Genomic DNA, 17405 nt, shown 5'->3' with positions numbered 1-17405 from the left:
CTTGGCCTATAGCTAGGCCGAGAAGGCAAGCGGCGTCAATCGACCGGCGACCGATGGGCTGTTGACGATGGTCGTGGCACTTCGGAAAGGGCTTTTGCGTTCAGCCTGCATGGACGAGCCGCACGGCATAGAACCCGTCCAGGCCGCCGGCATGCGCCGCCGTCGGGGGCAGCATGGCGGGCGTGGTGCGCAGTTCGCCGCGCGGCGAGACCGCCGCTTCCAGGCCCGGCCAGGCGGCGGGATCGACCGGCGCGATGCGCCAGTGCGGATTGTCGGCGAGAACCCGCGCGACCATGTCCTCGCCCTCGCTCGGATCGAGCGAGCAATTGGAGAAAACCAGCTCTCCCCCGGGGCGCACGAGCGTCAGCGCATGGCGCAGCAGGCGCTCCTGCAGGGCGGCCAGCTTGCCTATATCCTCCGGTCCCTTGGTCCACAGCACGTCGGGGTGGCGGCGGATCGTACCCGTCGAGGAGCAGGGCGCATCGAGCAGCACGGCATCGAACAGGTCATGCGGGCGGTATTCCGCCATGTTCGCCTCGACGGTCGTCGCCGAAAGGCCGAGGCGTTCAAGATTGCCGACGAGCCGCTTCAGGCGGTTGGCGGACTGGTCGAGCGCCGTGACATCCGCGCCGGCGAGCGCAAGCTGCGCCGTCTTGCCGCCGGGTGCGGCGCAAAGATCGGCGACGCGCTTGCCGGCAAGGTCGGAAAAGAGCCTGGCGGGCAGGCTCGCCGCCGCATCCTGCACCCACCATTCGCCGGCCTCGAAGCCTTCGAGCGCCGGAATGGCGCCGGAGGCCACCGGCAGCCGGACGGATCCCGTCGGCAGGACGAGGCCGCCGAACCGCTCGGCCCAGCCTTGCGGGTCGGACTTGACGGTAAGGTCGACGGTGGAGGGTTCGAGCATCGCGGCGGCGATGCGGGCGGCGTGATCACGGCCATAGACCTCGGCGAGCCGCGCGTGGAACCACGGCGGAATGACGGAAACCGCCTGCGTCGCCGTCAGGTGCGAGGCCTTTTCGCGCGAAAGGCGGCGCAGCACCGCATTGGTGAGGCTGGCGAAGCGGCGGTTGCGCGGGTCGATCTGCGCCTGCTCGACCGCAAGGTCGACGGCGGAATGGTCGGGCACGTCGAGATAGAGGATCTGCGCCGCCGCGACCGTCAGCACATGGTGCAGCGCGCGGGCGCCGTCCGGCAGCGGGGTTCCAACCAGCGTGTCGAGGATGGCCTCGATGCGGGGAAGGTGACGCAGCGCCGTGTTGAGGATGGCGCGCACGAGCGCGCGGTCGGCATCGTTCAACTCGCGATAGGCCGGATTGCCGTTTTCGAGGTCGAGCATGCCGTCGAGCGGCGTTCTGCGGTCGATGACCGCCGCCAGGATCTTGGCCGCCGCCTGCCGGGCGCGCAGGCCCGGCTTTTCCGGAGAGCTCGCGGCAGCCTCCGCAGACGGCCCCTTGCCGGGGCGTTTCGGATGCGTTCTGTTTCTGCGTTTGTCGTCGTTCAAGACCAGGGACCTTTGGGCGGTTCGGAACCACCGCGTCCCCAGCCGGTCGACGGGACGGAGCGCGATTTGCGCACCGGATTATCAGCCCGCACCGGCTCCGTCGAGCGTGTCTGCATGCCGCGGGCCATTTCCTGAAGCGCGGCGATGCGGTTCTCCGTGTTCGGATGGGTGGAGAACAGGTTGTCCATGCGCTCGCCGGAGAGCGGATTGATGATGAACATGTGGGCGGTCGCCGGATTGTGCTCGGCGGCGGCGTTGGGGATGCGGCCGGCGGCGACGGCGATCTTCTTCAGCGCCGAGGCGAGCCAGAGCGGATTGCCGCAGATCTCCGCGCCGCGCCTGTCGGCGGAATATTCGCGCGTCCGGCTGATCGCCATCTGCACCAGCATGGCGGCGAAGGGGGCGACGATCATGGCGATGAGCACGCCGATGAAGCCGAGCGGGTTGTTGTTTTCCCGGTTGCCGCTGCCGCCGAAGAACATGGCAAAATTGGCGAGCATGGAGATCGCACCGGCGATCGTCGCCGTCAGCGTCATGGTCAGCGTGTCGCGATTCTGGATATGGGCAAGCTCGTGCGCCATCACGCCCGCCACCTCTTCATAGCTCAAGGCGTGGAGCAGGCCCGTCGAGGCGGCGACGGCGGCGTTTTGCGGGTTGCGGCCGGTGGCAAAAGCATTCGGCTGGTCGCTGTTGATGACATAGACGCGCGGCATGGGCAGGCCGGCACGCGCCGCGAGGTCACGCACGATGCCGTAATATTCCGGCGCCGAGCGCTCGTCGACCTCCTTGGCGCCATACATGGACAGCACCATGCGGTCGGAATTCCAGTAGGAGAAGAAGTTCATGGCGATCGCGACGAGAAGCGCGATCATCATGCCGCCCTTGCCGCCGATGAGCAGGCCCACGCCCATGAAAAGCGCCGTCATGGCGGCGAGAAGCATGGCTGTGCGAACGATGTTCATGCGTTTTCGGCTCCTGTCAGGTTTCTGCCGGGTTTCCATTCCCCGCTGTCAAGGGAATGTTTCACGTGAATCAACGCTATCCACAACGCTTTACGCTTCGCTTTTGTATGTCGTTCTCGCAAAACCACTGCAAACTTTTGCACGACATGCCTATATGATGGGAAGCGAACAGGAATTCTTCAATATCCGGGAAGGATGCCCAATTTCATGCAGAGCGACAACGACAATCATACGGACGGCCGCAAAGTGCTGTCCCCCGCCGCCCAACGGGCCCTCCAGGAGGCCGAGGAACGCCGCAATGCCGCCCCGCCGGCCGAGCCCGCGCCGGAGACCGGCGGCCGCGGCGGGGCCGATCCGGCACGGTTCGGCGATTGGGAGATCAAGGGCCGGGCGATCGATTTCTGAGAGGAAATTCGGAGAGCGGCCGTGACACATCGTCTCCCTCTCCATCGTCATGGTCGGGCTTGACCCGACCATCCACGGTCAGAGGTGGAGCGTGGATCCTCGGGTCGAGCCCGAGGATGACTCGGGAAGCAATCTTCCAGAAAGTTGATTCTTCAAACGAAAACGGCGGCCCGAAGCCGCCGTTTCGCTTTATGTCGTTGGCCTCAACCCGCAGCCTTGTTCTGCCGGTTGGCGATCAGGTCGTCGACGACGGCCGGATCGGCGAGCGTCGAGGTGTCGCCGAGCGCCCCGAAATCGTCCTCGGCGATCTTGCGCAGGATGCGGCGCATGATCTTGCCGGAGCGGGTCTTCGGCAGGCCGGGCGAGAACTGGATCTTGTCCGGCGTCGCGATCGGGCCGATCTCCTTGCGCACATGCTTGACGAGGTCCTGGCGCAGCGTGTCGGTACCTTCCTCGCCGGCCATCAGCGAGACGTAGCAGTAGATACCCTGGCCCTTGAGGCTGTGCGGGTAGCCGACGACGGCCGCTTCCGAAACGAGGTGGTGCGAGACGAGGGCCGACTCGATTTCGGCCGTGCCGAGGCGGTGGCCGGAAATGTTGAGCACGTCGTCGACGCGGCCGGTGATCCAGTAATAGCCGTCCTCGTCGCGCCGGCAGCCGTCACCGGTGAAGTACTTGCCCTTGTAGGTCGAGAAATAGGTTTCGACGAAGCGCTTGTGATCGCCGTAGACCGTGCGCATCTGGCCCGGCCAGCTGTCGGTGATGCAGAGATTGCCGTCGGCCGCCCCTTCCAGCACCTTGCCCTCGTTGTCGACCAGTTCGGGCTTGATGCCGAAGAAGGGCCGCGTGGCTGAGCCGGGCTTGAGGTCCGTCGCGCCCGGCAGCGGGGTGATGAGGATGCCGCCGGTCTCCGTCTGCCACCACGTATCGACGATCGGCGAACGGCCCTCGCCGACGACGTTGTAGTACCATTCCCAGGCTTCCGGGTTGATCGGCTCGCCGACCGAGCCGAGCAGGCGCAGCGAGGAGCGCGAGGAGCGCGTGACGAAGGCGTCGCCCGCTCCCATCAGGGCGCGGATCGCCGTCGGGGCGGTGTAGAAGATGTTGACCTTGTGCTTGTCGACCACTTCCCAGAAGCGGCCGGCATCCGGGAAGTTCGGCACGCCCTCGAACATCAGCGTGGTCGCGCGGTTCGCCAGCGGGCCGTAGACGATATAGGAATGGCCCGTCACCCAGCCGACATCGGCCGTGCACCAGTAGATATCGCCGTCCTGGTAGTCGAAGACGTATTTGTGCGTCATCGAAACATAGACGAGGTAGCCGGCCGTGGTGTGCAGCACGCCCTTCGGCTTGCCGGTGGAGCCCGACGTGTAGAGGATGAAGAGCGGGTCTTCCGCCTTCATCCTGGCCGGCGGGCAATCGCGCGGCACGGTCAGCACTTCCTGGTGGTGCCAGATGTCGCGACCCGGCGCCCAGCCGGTCTTGCCGCCGGTGCGGCGCACGACCAGAACCTTGTTGACGATGACATGCTGCTTGGCCGCGATGTCGATCGCCGTATCGGTGTTTTCCTTGAGCGGAATGGGTTTGCCGCCGCGCACGCCCTCGTCGCAGGTGACGACGAAGGTGGATTCGCAGTCGACGATGCGGCCGGCCAGCGCATCCGGCGAGAAGCCGCCGAAGACGACGGAATGCACGGCGCCGATGCGCGCGCAGGCGAGCATGGCATAGGTCGCTTCCGGGATCATCGGCATGTAGATGGTGACGCGGTCTCCCTTCTTCACGCCGTGCTTCTTCATCACGTTCGCCATGCGGCAGACGTGCTCGTAAAGCTCGTTATAGGTGATCTTCTTGTCGATATAGGGATTGTCGCCTTCCCAGATGATGGCGACCTGGTCGCCATGCGCCTTGAGATGGCGGTCAATGCAATTGTAGGAGACGTTGGTGATGCCGTCCTCGAACCACTTGATCGGCACCTTGCCCGTGAACGACGTGTTCTTCACCTTCGTATAGGGCTTGAACCAGTCGATGCGCATGCCGTGCTTGTCCCAGAAGCGCTCCGGGTTCTCGATGCTTTCGCGATACCAGTTCTGATAGGTTTCGTTGTCGATCAGCGCACGGCTTTTCGCGGATTTCAGCACCGGATAGGTCTTTGCGGACATGGATTCCTCCTCACTGCGCATGGGCGGGAAAGCCGTATCTCCTCCGGCCTCTCGCGTCTCCCTTGCCATACATATCAGGTCAAATCCTTCGGGCAATTAGACAAAAGGTCATTTGCTCTTGAAGAATTGCATTTCTGCGACAGTGATTGTATAGAGGGCGCATTTCCCGGAACATAGTGGTTACACCCCACGGCCCGCGACACCGCGGACGGACAGAAGGACTATATCTATGGCTCAGCAGCTCCTCATGCCAAAGGCGACCGCGGTCTGGCTGGTCGACAACACGGCGCTGTCGTTCGACCAGATCGCCACATTCTGCAAACTGCACCCGCTCGAAGTGAAGGCCATCGCCGACGGCGAATCGGCCCAGGGCATCAAGGGCCTCGACCCGATCTCGACCGGCCAGCTTTCCCGCGAGGAGATCGCCCGTGCAGAGGCCAATCCGAACCACAAGCTGAAGCTGTCCGAACCGAAGGTCCGCGTGCCGGAATCCAAGCGCAAGGGCCCGCGCTACACGCCGGTTTCCAAGCGCCAGGACCGCCCCAACGCCATTCTCTGGCTGGTGCGCAACCATCCGGAACTGAAGGATGCGCAGATCTCGCGTCTCGTCGGCACGACCAAGTCGACGATCGAGCAGATCCGCGAACGCACCCACTGGAACTCGACCAACCTGACGCCGATGGACCCGGTGACGCTGGGCCTGTGCTCGCAGATCGACCTCGACCTCGAAGTCGAGCGCGCCTCGAAGGGCCGTCCGCTGCCGACCGCCGCCGAACTCGGCGCAACGCTGGAATCCGCGCAGGAAACGGAAAAGCTGCCCTACAGCACCGACCGCGAGGAGGAGAAGGAAATCGACGCCGACGCCGTCTTCGCCAAGCTGAAGTCGCTGAAGTCGGCCACGCCCGACGAGGACGAAGACGACCGTTTCTGAGAGAACAACCTTCGCCCTAAGCACTGCCTATCGCGTCCAAACCCGGCCCTGCGGCCGGGTTTTTTGTTGCTCACACGATCCGCCGGCCCGCCAGGACTTCCGCGATCTCGTCCAGGATGGCGGGGTCGTCGATGGTGGCCGGCATCTTCCAGTCGACCCGGTCGGCGATCTTCTGCATGGTGCCGCGCAGGATCTTTCCCGAGCGGGTTTTCGGCAGGCGCTTCACGCAGATCGCCGTCTTGAAGGCGGCGACCGGGCCGATGCGCTCGCGCACGAGGCCCACCACTTCCTGCTCCACGAGCGATGATTCACGTGAAACACCGCTTTTCAGCACGAGGAAACCGGCCGGCAGCTGGCCTTTCAAGGCATCGGCGACGCCGATGACGGCGCATTCGGCGACGTCGGGATGGCTGGCGCAGACCTCTTCCATCGCGCCCGTCGAGAGGCGGTGGCCGGCGACATTGATGATGTCGTCGGTGCGCGACATGATGAAGACATAGCCGTCCTCGTCCACATAGCCGGCATCCGCGGTCTTGTAGTAGCCGGGGAACTCCGAAAGGCAGGTCGAGCGGAACCGTTCGTCGGCATTCCAGAAGGTCGTCAGGCAACCCGGGGGGAGGGGCAGCCTGAGGGCGATATTGCCGAGCGTGCCGGGCGAGACCTCATGGCCGGCATCGTCCAGCACATGCAGTTCGTAGCCCGGCATGGGCACGGTGGGGGAGCCGTGCTTCACCGGCAGCTGGCCGAGGCCGAGCGGATTGCCGACGATCGGCCAGCCCGTCTCCGTCTGCCACCAATGGTCGATGACCGGCACGCCGAGCACGGCTTCGGCCCAGCGGATCGTATCCGGATCGGCCCGCTCGCCGGCCAGGAACAGCGCGCGCAGGCTGGAAATGTCGTGCCGCCTGACGAAGGCGCCGTCCGGATCCTCCTTGCGGATGGCGCGGAAGGCGGTCGGGGCGGTGAAGAGCACCGAGACCTTGTAGTCCTCCACCACCCGCCAGAAGGCGCCGGCATCCGGCGTGCCGACCGGCTTGCCCTCATAGAGCACCGTGGTGCTGCCGTTGAGAAGCGGCGCATAGACGATGTAGGAATGACCGACGACCCAGCCGATATCCGACGCCGCCCAGTAGACCTCGCCACGCTCCACGCCGTAGAACGCCCGCATCGTCCAGGCGAGCGCGACCATGTGGCCGCCGTTGTCGCGAATGACGCCCTTGGGCTGGCCGGTCGTGCCCGACGTATAGAGGATATAGAGCGGATCGGTGGCCGCCAGCGGCACGCAGGGGATGTCACGCCCGTCCTCCCGCGCCGCCGAAAGCGCCGGACCGAGATCGACGTCGCGCCCGGGTTTCAGCTCCGCCGCCAGTTCCGGCCGCTGCAGGACGAGGCAGCGCTCCGGCTTGTGCCCGGCAAGATCGATCGCCGCATCGAGCAGCGGCTTGTAGGCGACGACGCGGTTGGGCTCGACGCCGCAGCTCGCGGTGACGACGAGCTTGGCGGTGGAATCGTCGATGCGCGCGGCAAGTTCGCTTGCGGCAAAACCGCCGAACACCACCGAATGGATCGCCCCGATGCGCGCGCAGGCCAGCATGGCAAAGATCGCTTCCGGGATCATCGGCATGTAGAGGATGACCCGGTCGCCCTTTTCCACGCCCTGATCGACCAGCACCGCCGCCATGGCGTTCACATGGGTGAGGAGTTCGCCATAGCTGTAGCGCGCCTTGCGGCCGGTCACCGGGCTGTCGTAGATCAGCGCGGCATCTTCGCCATGGCCCGCCGCCACATGCCGGTCGACACAATTGTGACAGGTATTGCCGATCGCATCGGGAAACCAGCGCCCGTAGACGCCCTGCGCGGCGTCGAAGATTGCCGTCGGATCGCTGAACCAGTCGATCGCCCGCGCCGCCTCGGCCCAATGACCGTTCCGGTCATTCTTCCACGCCCGATAGATCTCGGCATAGGTCTTGTGCATCGCATCCTCCCTGTCCGGCCAGGAGACGGCCGGTTCCTCCAACGGGAAGAATAGGAGAGGATGGGGCGTCGGGAAAGCCAGACCAAAGCCTCACGGGGCGATTTGCCCCCTGCGCGTCGTCAATCGGGAATGTCAGCGCGTTCCGAAGATCGCCGAGCCGACGCGCACGCCGGTCGCACCGAAGCCGACGGCGACCTCGTAGTCGCCGGACATCCCCATCGACAGGCGGTCGAGATTGCAGCGTCCGGCGAGCTTTGCGAGCAACGCGAAATGCGGCCCCGGATTCTCGTCCGCCGGCGGAATGCACATCAGCCCCTCGATGGTAAGGCCGAGCTCGCCGCGGCAGAAGGCGACGAAGGCGACCGTATCGTCGGGCGCGATGCCGGCCTTCTGCGGTTCGAGCCCCGTATTGACCTGGACATAGAGCCGCAGCGCGCGCCCCTGCCGCGCCATCTCGGCGGCGATCGCCCGGGCGATCTTCTCCCGGTCCACCGTCTCGATGACATCGAAGAGCGCGACCGCCTCGGCCGCCTTGTTGGATTGCAGCGGGCCGATGAGATGAAGCGTAATGCCGGCCGTCTCGGCGCGCAGCGCGGGCCATTTGCCCTGGGCCTCCTGCACGCGGTTCTCGCCGAACACCCGCTGGCCGGCCGCAATCGCCGGGCGAATCGCGTCTCCGTCGAAGGTTTTCGAGACCGCCACCAGCGTCACCGCCTCGGGCCTGCGGCCGGCCTCGACAGCGGCCTTGCTGATCCGGTTGCGAACGTCGTCGAGAAGGTCCTGAAGGTCCATGGTCACTCTCCATCGGCATCTGGTTCCGGACCTAGCGAAATCGGCGCGGTTTGCCAAGCGCGCGTATGCCGCTTCTCTCCACCCGGAGGCCGGAAAACTTGACGCTCCGGCGGTTTCATGATGAAGGTCTCGACACCATATTCGCATGGGCGCACCGCCCTCCAAGACTCCCAAAAGACTTCCGGAACATCAAAGACATGGCCACCGAACGTTACAATCCGCGCGACGCCGAACCCCGCTGGCAGGAAAAATGGAACGATGACGGCGTCTTCCTGACCAGGAACGACGATCCGCGCGAGAAGTACTACGTCCTCGAGATGTTCCCCTATCCGTCGGGCCGCATCCATATGGGCCATGTGCGCAACTATGCGATGGGCGACGTGGTCGCGCGCTACAAGCGCGCCCGCGGCTTCAACGTGCTGCACCCGATGGGCTGGGACGCCTTCGGCATGCCCGCCGAAAACGCCGCCATGCAGAACAAGGTGCACCCGAAGGGCTGGACTTACGACAACATCGCGACCATGCGCAACCAGCTGAAATCCATGGGCCTGTCGCTGGACTGGTCGCGTGAATTCGCCACCTGCGACGTCGAATATTACCAGCGCCAGCAGCATCTCTTCCTGGATTTCCTGGAAAAGGGCCTCGTCTACCGCAAGCAGTCCAAGGTGAACTGGGACCCGGTCGACCATACCGTCCTTGCCAACGAGCAGGTCATCGACGGCCGCGGCTGGCGCTCCGGCGCGCTGGTCGAGCAGCGCGAGCTGACGCAATGGTTCTTCCGCATCACCGATTTCAGCCAGGATCTGCTCGATTCGCTGGAAACGCTCGACCAGTGGCCGGAAAAGGTCCGGCTGATGCAGAAGAACTGGATCGGCCGTTCCGAGGGCATGCTGGTGCGCTGGGAAATTTCCGAAGGCGCGGGCCTGACGGGCGAAAAGGATGTTACCGTCTACACGACCCGTCCTGACACGCTGTTCGGCGCCTCCTTCATCGCCATCTCCGCCGACCACCCGCTTGCCCGGGAGGCGTCTGCGAAGAACCCCGAGATCATGGCCTTCGCCGAGGAATGCCGCCGCGCCGGCACCTCGCTCGCGGCGCTGGAAACGGCTGAGAAGAAGGGCATGGACACCGGCATCCGCGTCCGCCATCCCTTCGATGCAGGCTGGGAACTTCCGGTCTACATCGCCAATTTCGTGCTGATGGACTACGGCACGGGCGCCATCTTCGGCTGCCCTTCCGGCGACCAGCGCGACCTCGATTTCGCCCGCACATACGACCTGCCGGTCGTGCCCGTCGTGATGCCCGAAGACGGCGACGCCGCGACGTTCGCGATCGCGGAGGAAGCCTATGTCGGCGACGGCGTGATGATCAATTCCCGCTTCCTCGACGGCCTCAGCACCGATGCCGCCTTCGAAGAGGTCGCAAGGCGCCTGTCCGCCGCCACGCTCGGCAACGCCCCGCAGGGCGAGCGCAAGGTGAACTTCCGCCTGCGCGACTGGGGCATTTCGCGCCAGCGCTACTGGGGCTGCCCCATTCCGGTCATCCATTGCGAGGATTGCGGCGTCGTGCCCGTGCCGAAGGCCGACCTGCCGGTCAAGCTGCCCGACGACGTCACCTTCGACAAGCCGGGCAACCCGCTCGACCGCCATCCGACCTGGCGCCATGTCGCCTGCCCGCAATGCCGCAAGGACGCCCGCCGCGAGACGGACACGATGGACACTTTCGTCGATTCGTCCTGGTATTTCGCCCGCTTCACCGCCCCGTGGGAGAACGACCCGACGGATCCGGCCGCGGCCAATGCCTGGCTGCCGGTCGACCAGTATATCGGCGGCATCGAGCACGCGATCCTGCACCTGCTCTATTCGCGCTTTTTCACCCGCGCCATGCAGGCAACCGGACATGTGGACGTGAAGGAACCCTTCAAGGGCCTCTTCACCCAGGGCATGGTGGTGCATGAAACCTATAGCCGCACCGTCGAGGGCAAGCGCGAATGGGTAACTCCCGCCGAGATCCACATCGAGGAGGAGGGTGGCAAGCGCCGCGCGACCCATATCGAATCCGGCGAAGAAATCGCCATCGGCTCGATCGAGAAGATGTCGAAGTCGAAGAAGAACGTCGTCGATCCCGATGACATCATCGCTTCCTACGGCGCCGATACCGCCCGCTTCTTCGTGCTCTCCGATTCCCCGCCGGACCGCGACGTCATCTGGTCCGAAGCCGGCGTCGAAGGCGCGCACCGCTTCGTGCAGCGCGTCTGGCGCCTCCTTTCCGAGGCTGCCCCGGCGCTGAAAGCCACACAGAGCCGCCCGGGCATGGAGGGCGAGGCCCTCGCCGTCTCGCAGGCCGCCCACAAGACGCTGAAGGCCGTGCAGGCCGACTACGACAAGCTTGCCTTCAACAAGGCCGTCGCCCGCATCTACGAATTCGTCAATGCGCTCGCCGCACCGCTGACGGCCGTTGCCGCCGGCAGGGCTTCGGCCGACCTCACCGCCGCGCTCCGCGAGGCCGCCGGCATCCTCGTCCGCATCGTCGCCCCCATGACGCCGCATCTTGCGGAAGAGTGCTGGCGCGAGATCGGCGGGAAGGGCCTCGTCGCAATGACCTCGTGGCCCTCCTATGAGGACCGCCTCGTCGCCGACGACGAAGTGACCCTGCCGGTGCAGATCAACGGCAAGAAGCGCGCGGATTTGACAATCGCCCGCGATGCGGACCAGACTGCCGTCCACGCAGCCGTTCTGGCGCTCGACGCCGTCCAGGCCGCACTTGCCGGCCAGCAACCCAAGAAGATCATCGTCGTACCGCAGAGGATCGTGAATGTTGTTGTCTGACGGAAACGGCCTCTCCCGGTTCGCCAAGGCCTTTGCCGGCATCGCCGTCCTCGGCGTCATCGCCGGCTGCCAGGTGCGGCCCCTCTATTCAACGCCCGCCGGGACGGAGGGCAAGCTCGCCGCCGTAGCCATCTCGAAGGCCGACGACCGCGTGGAACAACAGGTCCGCAACGACCTGATCTTCCTCTTCTCCGGCGGCGCCGGCGAGACGCGCAGCGCGCTCTATCACCTCGAGCTCAACGTGACGGTCCGCCAGATCGGCGTGCTGCTCGACGTGCGCGACGACATTCCTCTCGCAGGCCGCATCGTCGTTTCCGCCGATTACAATCTCGTGCAGACCGACTCCGGCGAGACATTGGCCTCCGGCAAGCGCTCGGCGGTCGCTCTCCTCGATTATCCCGTGCAGGAATTCGCCAAGGTCCGCGCCGTCCGGGACGCCGAGAACCGTGGTGCCCGCGAGCTGGCGGAGTTGATCCGCGCCGACGTCGCGTCGGCGCTCGGCCGACGCTGAGCCGGCTATGGCCGAAGTCAAGTCGCACGAGTTCGACGGGTTCCTGAAGCGCAAGCCGCTGCCCGTGCGACTGTTCCTGATCTACGGCCCCGACAGGGGCCTCGTCTCGGAACGTGCCGCGGCCCTCGCCGCGGTCAGCGGCGTGGATCTGGACGACGCGTTTTCCGCGGTGAAACTCGACGCCGGCGAAATCGGCGGCCAGCCGGGCCGGTTGATCGACGAGATGAACGCGATCGGCCTCTTCGGCGGCGACCGCCTCGTCTGGATCCGCAATGCCGGCAGCGAAAAGGGCGTTTCCGACGGCTTGGACATTCTCGCCAGGATGCCGGCCGGTCCCTCCACCCTCATCATCGAGGCAGGCGACCTGAAGAAAGGCGCTGCGCTGCGCAAGGCGGCCGAATCCTCCTCCGCTGCCGTCGCCATCGCCTGCTACGCGGACGACGGACGCGCGCTGCAGGCGCTCATCGACCAGGAACTTGCTTCCGAGGGCCTTCGCATTTCTCCCGCGGCCCGCGCACGCCTGATGGAAACCATCGGTGGCGACCGGCTCGCCTCGCGCAACGAGGTGCGCAAGCTCGCGCTCTATTGCCGGGGCAAGGAGATGATCGAGGAACAGGACGTCGAGGAGATCGTCGGCGATGCCAGCGCGATATCGACGGACGACGCCATCGACGCCATCCTCAAGGGCGACAAGGACGGCTTCCTGCACGCCATCCAGAAGATCGTCTCGTCCAAGACGCCGGTCTTCCTCGTCCTGCAGGGATGCCTGCGGCAGTTCCAGCTTCTGGAACTAATGCGGGCCGAAATGGACGAGAAACGGGCGCCGGCCGGCCAGGCCATGGCGACGCTCGGCCGCCATCTGCATTTCCGCCGCAAGCCGATCGTCGAGAATGCGCTGAAAACCTGGACGAGCCCGGCGATCCGACGGGAAACGCAGCGCCTGCAAGCCGCCATCCTGCAAAGCCGGCAGCGGCCGGCACTGGAAGATACGATCGCCATGCAGACGATGTTGGCGACCGTTCTTCAATCCGCCCGTCGTTGAATCCGGCTAAGGATATTATCGCCGCTCAAGAAGCCGGCAGATTTCCTCAAGCTGCTCCAGGGTCTTGTAGGCGATCCGAAGATGACCGCCGCTTCCCTTGTGATTGACGGTCACATCGAGGCCGAGCACGTCCGAAAGCGTGCGCTCCAGCGCCAGCGTGTCGGCGTCCTTCTCGTCCTTGCGCGGCGCTGCGCTATGGTTTGGATCGCTCTGCGCCTTGATGTCGTTCTGCGCAAGCCGCTCCGCATCCCGCACAGACATGCCCTTTGCCACGACGGTCTTTGCCAGCGCAATAGGATCAGAGGTCGGGATAAGCGCCCGGGCGTGGCCGGCCGAGAGCGAACCGGAGGCCAGCATGTCGCGCACCGGCTCCGGCAGCTTCAGCAGGCGAAGGCTGTTTGCCACATGGCTGCGGCTCTTGCCGATGATCTCGCCGAGGTCGTTCTGCGTGTAACCATGGTCGGCGATCAGCAACTCATAGCCCATCGCCTCTTCCAGCGGGTTGAGATCGGAGCGCTGGACGTTCTCCACGATGGCGATCTCGAGCGCCGTCCGGTCGTCCACATCCCGGATGATGACCGGGATATCGATCAGCCCCGCGAGCTGCGCGGCGCGCCAGCGGCGTTCTCCGGCGATGATCTCGTAGCGATTATCCGCGGTGGCGCGAACGACGACCGGCTGCACGATGCCGTGCTGGCGGATCGAGGACGCGAGATCCTGCAATTCCGATTCATCGAAATAGCGCCGCGGATTGCGGGGATTGCGACCGATGAACTCGATCGGGACGAGGCGATCGGGATTGACCGCCGGACGCTCGCCCGTATCGGCGGCGGGCAATTGGTCCATTTCACCGATCAGGGCGGCAAGACCGCGGCCAAGGCGCCTCTTAGAGTTGTCTTCATTCATCGGTTCTACTCACGGATACGGAAATCAGGCAGCCCGACGCTGCCTTTCACGCTGGATCACCTCGGAGGCGAGCTGAAGATAGGCCTGACTTCCGGCGCATTTTAGATCGTACAGAATGGCCGGCTTGCCGTAGGACGGCGCTTCGGACACGCGGACATTGCGCGGAATGAGCGTATGATAGACCTTTTCACCCAGATGCGTGCGCACATCGTTGACGACCTGCTGCGCAAGATTGTTACGCGAGTCGAACATGGTAAGCACGATGCCCTGGATATCCAGATACGGGTTGACGGTCCGCCGCACCTGATCCACCGTCTCCAGCAACTGGCTGAGGCCTTCGAGCGCGAAGAACTCGCACTGCAGGGGCACCAGAACGGAATGCGCCGCGGCAAGCGCGTTCATGGTCAGGAGGTTGAAGGACGGCGGGCAATCGACCAGCACGTAAGAGTAAGACAGCGCTTCCGCCGAGGCGAGCGCCCGGCGCAGGCGGAAGACGCGATCGTTCTGCTGCGCGATCTCCATTTCGATGCCGAGAAGGTCCATGGTCGACGGGATGATGGACAGATTGGGCACCGCTGTCTGCAAAACCGTTTCGGCGACGCCATGACTGCCGATCAGGAGATCATAGGACGAAAGCGCGCGATTGCGGCGGTCGATGCCGAGGCCCGTGCTGGCATTGCCCTGGGGGTCCAGATCGACGATCAGCACACGCTCGCCGATCGCGGCGAGCGCGGTGGCAAGATTGATGGCCGTCGTCGTCTTGCCGACGCCACCCTTCTGGTTTGCAATGGTGATGATCCGGTTTTTCTCGCCAGCCATGGATATTCGCCAATCACTCGTGTTTTCGCGAAAGCTTCGAAAGTTCGAGCACCACGGAATCCGGCTCGACGACACTGGCATGTTTTACCAGATCGAATCCCCACCTTCCATGTGCTTTCTCGACCTCGCGCCGATAATCCCGGCCTTTATGCAAGAAAAACCTGAGATCCGGGTTCCCGTCAGCCCATGGGCGCCCGAATTCCATCAAAAGGTCCAGATCCGCCAGCGCACGGGCCGATATCGCATCGCAATGCGGGATTATCGCCGGCGCCTCCTCGATGCGAATCGCATGAACCGAGGCCCGCGCGCCGGTTTCCAGGATGGCTGTCCGCAGGAAAGCGGCCTTCTTGTTATTGCTTTCGACAAGATGAACCCATCCGTCTCCCGCGCCGGCCAGCAGAATGCCGGTGACGACGCCGGGAAAACCTCCGCCACTGCCGAGATCGACCCAAATTCGCGGTCCAGGGCACAGGGCATAAATCTGCACGCTATCGACAATATGGCGGCTCCAGACCTCCGCCACTGTCGAGGGAGCGACCAGATTGATGGTCTTTGCCCATTTCTGGAAAAGCGCGACGAAGGCGTTCAGCCTGTCCTCGGTTTCACGTGAAACATTCAGACCGGCAAATTCACGGGGCAGAAGCGTCATGCAAGGGCCGTCCGTTGTGTCGCTGCCGCATCGGGCACGCGCTTGAGGTGGGCGAGGAGAAGCGTCAAGGCCGCCGGCGTCATGCCATCCACCCGCGCAGCCTGCGCCAGGTTCGACGGGCGCGCCGCCGCCAGCTTCTGCCGCAGCTCGATGGAGAGGCCGGGCAGGGTACTGAAATCGAAATCCGCCGGAATGCCGCGTTCTTCTTCCCGACGGGCTTCGGCGATATCGGCCTCCTGGCGATTCATATAGACCGCATATCCGGCCTCGATCTCGACGGCATCGCGCACGCGCGGCGAAAACGCCAGCAATTCAGGCCAGACCGACGCCAGCCGCGCAAAGTCGATGTCCGGATAGGCGAGGAGGTCATAGGCGCTGCGGCGCACACCGTCCTGATTGATCCGGATACCCTTGCTTGCAGCCTCATTGGGCGAGAGCTTCAAGTCCCCCAGCTTCTCGCGCGCGGCCTGCATCTCCGCGGACCATCGCTCGAACCGCTGGCGCCTGTCGTGACCGACAAGGCCAAGCGCCATTCCCAGAGGGGTGAGCCGAACATCGGCATTGTCCGCCCGCAGCGAAAGACGGTATTCCGCCCGCGAGGTGAACATGCGGTAGGGCTCCGTGACGCCACGAGACGTCAGGTCGTCCAGCATGACGCCGATATAGCTGTCGGTGCGGCTGAAAACCTGACCGTCCCCGCCGGCCGCCCGCCGAGCCGCGTTCAGGCCGGCAACCAGCCCCTGCGCCGCCGCCTCTTCATAACCCGTCGTGCCGTTGATCTGGCCGGCAAGGAACAGCCCGGGTTGGCGCCGTACTTCGAGCGTCGCGGACAGTTCCCGCGGGTCGACGTGGTCATACTCGATGGCGTAGCCGGGCTGCAGGATACGCACCTGCTCCAGGCCGGGAATGGTGTGGATGAACGCTTGCTGCACGTCAGCTGGAAGAGAGGTCGAAATGCCGTTTGGATAGACGGTATCGTCGTCCAGGCCCTCCGGTTCGAGGAAAATCTGGTGACCGTCCCGTTCGCCGAACTTGACGATCTTGTCCTCGATCGACGGGCAGTAGCGCGGGCCGACCCCTTCGATCTGGCCGGAATACATCGCCGATCGGCCGATATTCTCCTCGATGATGCGATGGGTGGCCGACGTCGTTCGCGTCACGCCGCATTCGATCTGCGGCGTGGTGATCCGGTCCGTCATGAAGGAGAAGGGCACGGGCTGCTCGTCCGCCGCCTGGCGCCCGACCGCGTTCCAGTCGATTGTCCGGCCGTCAAGCCGTGCCGGTGTCCCGGTCTTCAGGCGGCCCAGCTTGACGCCGAGGCGCTCGAACGTCGCTGAAAGCCCGAGGGACGGGTCTTCCCCGACGCGCCCTGCCGGAATCTTTTCGGAACCGATATGGATAAGCCCGCGGAGAAACGTGCCCGTGGTGATGACGACGGCGCCGCAAGCAAGACGGCGACCATCCTTGAGGATGACAGCGACAATCCGGCCGCCCCGGCAATCGAGATCAAAGGCGTCGCCTTCGACGACTGCCAATCCCGGAATCGCCGCAATCTCGGCCTGCATGGTCTCACGATAAAGCTTCCGGTCCGCCTGGGTGCGAGGGCCGCGCACCGCAGGACCCTTTCGCCGGTTCAGCAGGCGAAACTGAATGCCCGCCCGGTCCGCGACGCGACCCATCAGGCCGTCGAGCGCATCGACCTCGCGCACGAGGTGTCCCTTGCCGAGCCCGCCAATGGCAGGATTGCAGGACATGACCCCGATCGTCGACGCCTTGTGAGTAAGAAGGGCGGTCTGCGCTCCGTATCGCACCGCAGCGGCAGCGGCCTCGACGCCGGCATGGCCGCCGCCGATCACCACCACATCATATGTCTTCATTTCTGTCATATCGCACCACCTGTTTCACGTGAAACGCCCACAGCGACT

Annotated in this window: 14 protein-coding genes; 5 read left to right on the top strand and 9 right to left on the bottom strand. The window is 64.8% G+C overall.

The features are described from left to right. Nucleotides 1–100: 100 nt before the first annotated feature. Nucleotides 101–1507 (bottom strand): RsmB/NOP family class I SAM-dependent RNA methyltransferase, encoded by a 1407-nt coding sequence (locus AB3G45_RS26345; RefSeq protein ID WP_367833680.1) that lies wholly within the window; start codon nucleotides 1505–1507, stop codon nucleotides 101–103. Further along, nucleotides 1498–2463, bottom strand: coding sequence for a zinc metalloprotease HtpX (gene htpX, locus AB3G45_RS26340; RefSeq protein WP_367833337.1), 966 nt, complete (start codon nucleotides 2461–2463; stop codon nucleotides 1498–1500). The genes AB3G45_RS26345 and htpX overlap by 10 nt, the downstream gene beginning before the upstream one ends. Before the next feature lie 207 nt (nucleotides 2464–2670). Between htpX and AB3G45_RS26335 the strand changes: the two genes are divergently transcribed. Then, nucleotides 2671–2868, top strand: a complete 198-nt coding sequence (locus AB3G45_RS26335) for a DUF1674 domain-containing protein (RefSeq protein ID WP_367833336.1) — start codon at nucleotides 2671–2673, stop codon at nucleotides 2866–2868. A gap of 203 nt (nucleotides 2869–3071) precedes the next feature. Here the strand turns inward: AB3G45_RS26335 and acs are convergent, their stop codons facing one another. After that, complete coding sequence (acs, locus tag AB3G45_RS26330; protein WP_367833335.1) at nucleotides 3072–5027, bottom strand: acetate--CoA ligase; 1956 nt, start codon at nucleotides 5025–5027, stop codon at nucleotides 3072–3074. A 229-nt stretch (nucleotides 5028–5256) separates the two neighbouring features. Here acs and AB3G45_RS26325 point away from each other — a divergent pair, with 229 nt between their 5' ends. Continuing rightward, a complete protein-coding gene (locus tag AB3G45_RS26325; RefSeq protein ID WP_023516580.1) occupies nucleotides 5257–5958 on the top strand; it encodes a DUF1013 domain-containing protein in 702 nt (233 codons plus the stop codon). A 70-nt stretch (nucleotides 5959–6028) separates the two neighbouring features. Here AB3G45_RS26325 and AB3G45_RS26320 read toward each other — a convergent pair whose 3' ends face one another. Together AB3G45_RS26320 and AB3G45_RS26315 are read right to left on the bottom strand one after the other, a co-directional pair. Next, the gene (locus AB3G45_RS26320) at nucleotides 6029–7933 is read right to left on the bottom strand and encodes a propionyl-CoA synthetase (protein ID WP_367833334.1); all 1905 of its coding nucleotides are present in this window, start codon (nucleotides 7931–7933) and stop codon (nucleotides 6029–6031) included. A 132-nt stretch (nucleotides 7934–8065) separates the two neighbouring features. Further along, nucleotides 8066–8725 (bottom strand): YggS family pyridoxal phosphate-dependent enzyme, encoded by a 660-nt coding sequence (locus AB3G45_RS26315; RefSeq protein WP_367833333.1) that lies wholly within the window; start codon nucleotides 8723–8725, stop codon nucleotides 8066–8068. 197 nt (nucleotides 8726–8922) lie between these two features. Here AB3G45_RS26315 and leuS point away from each other — a divergent pair, with 197 nt between their 5' ends. The 3 genes from leuS to holA are packed head-to-tail and all read left to right on the top strand — an operon-like array spanning nucleotide 8923 to nucleotide 13106. Continuing rightward, entirely contained in the window at nucleotides 8923–11553 is a 2631-nt protein-coding gene (leuS, locus tag AB3G45_RS26310) for a leucine--tRNA ligase (RefSeq protein ID WP_367833332.1), read from the top strand. Next, nucleotides 11540–12064: an LPS assembly lipoprotein LptE gene (gene lptE / locus AB3G45_RS26305; RefSeq protein ID WP_367833331.1), complete on the top strand. Its 525-nt coding sequence runs from the start codon at nucleotides 11540–11542 to the stop codon at nucleotides 12062–12064. The genes leuS and lptE overlap by 14 nt, the downstream gene beginning before the upstream one ends. A 7-nt stretch (nucleotides 12065–12071) precedes the next feature. Further along, a complete protein-coding gene (gene holA / locus AB3G45_RS26300) occupies nucleotides 12072–13106 on the top strand; it encodes a DNA polymerase III subunit delta (RefSeq protein WP_367833330.1) in 1035 nt (344 codons plus the stop codon). 15 nt (nucleotides 13107–13121) lie between these two features. On the opposite strand, the gene AB3G45_RS26295 is transcribed toward holA, so the two are convergent. The 4 genes from AB3G45_RS26295 to mnmG are packed head-to-tail and all read right to left on the bottom strand — an operon-like array spanning nucleotide 13122 to nucleotide 17366. After that, nucleotides 13122–14012 carry a ParB/RepB/Spo0J family partition protein gene (locus AB3G45_RS26295; protein ID WP_367833329.1) on the bottom strand — a complete coding sequence of 297 codons (891 nt, stop codon included), beginning with the start codon at nucleotides 14010–14012 and terminating at the stop codon, nucleotides 13122–13124. A 24-nt stretch (nucleotides 14013–14036) separates the two neighbouring features. After that, nucleotides 14037–14831 carry a ParA family protein gene (locus AB3G45_RS26290; protein ID WP_367833328.1) on the bottom strand — a complete coding sequence of 265 codons (795 nt, stop codon included), beginning with the start codon at nucleotides 14829–14831 and terminating at the stop codon, nucleotides 14037–14039. A gap of 13 nt (nucleotides 14832–14844) precedes the next feature. Continuing rightward, a complete protein-coding gene (gene rsmG / locus AB3G45_RS26285; protein ID WP_367833327.1) occupies nucleotides 14845–15480 on the bottom strand; it encodes a 16S rRNA (guanine(527)-N(7))-methyltransferase RsmG in 636 nt (211 codons plus the stop codon). After that, entirely contained in the window at nucleotides 15477–17366 is a 1890-nt protein-coding gene (gene mnmG, locus AB3G45_RS26280; protein WP_367833326.1) for a tRNA uridine-5-carboxymethylaminomethyl(34) synthesis enzyme MnmG, read from the bottom strand. The genes rsmG and mnmG overlap by 4 nt, the downstream gene beginning before the upstream one ends. Nucleotides 17367–17405 lie beyond the last annotated feature (39 nt).

The organism is Shinella sp. S4-D37 (assembly GCF_040812195.1).
Taxonomy (GTDB): domain Bacteria; phylum Pseudomonadota; class Alphaproteobacteria; order Rhizobiales; family Rhizobiaceae; genus Shinella.
This window is presented reverse-complemented; position numbering and strand designations above follow the sequence as displayed.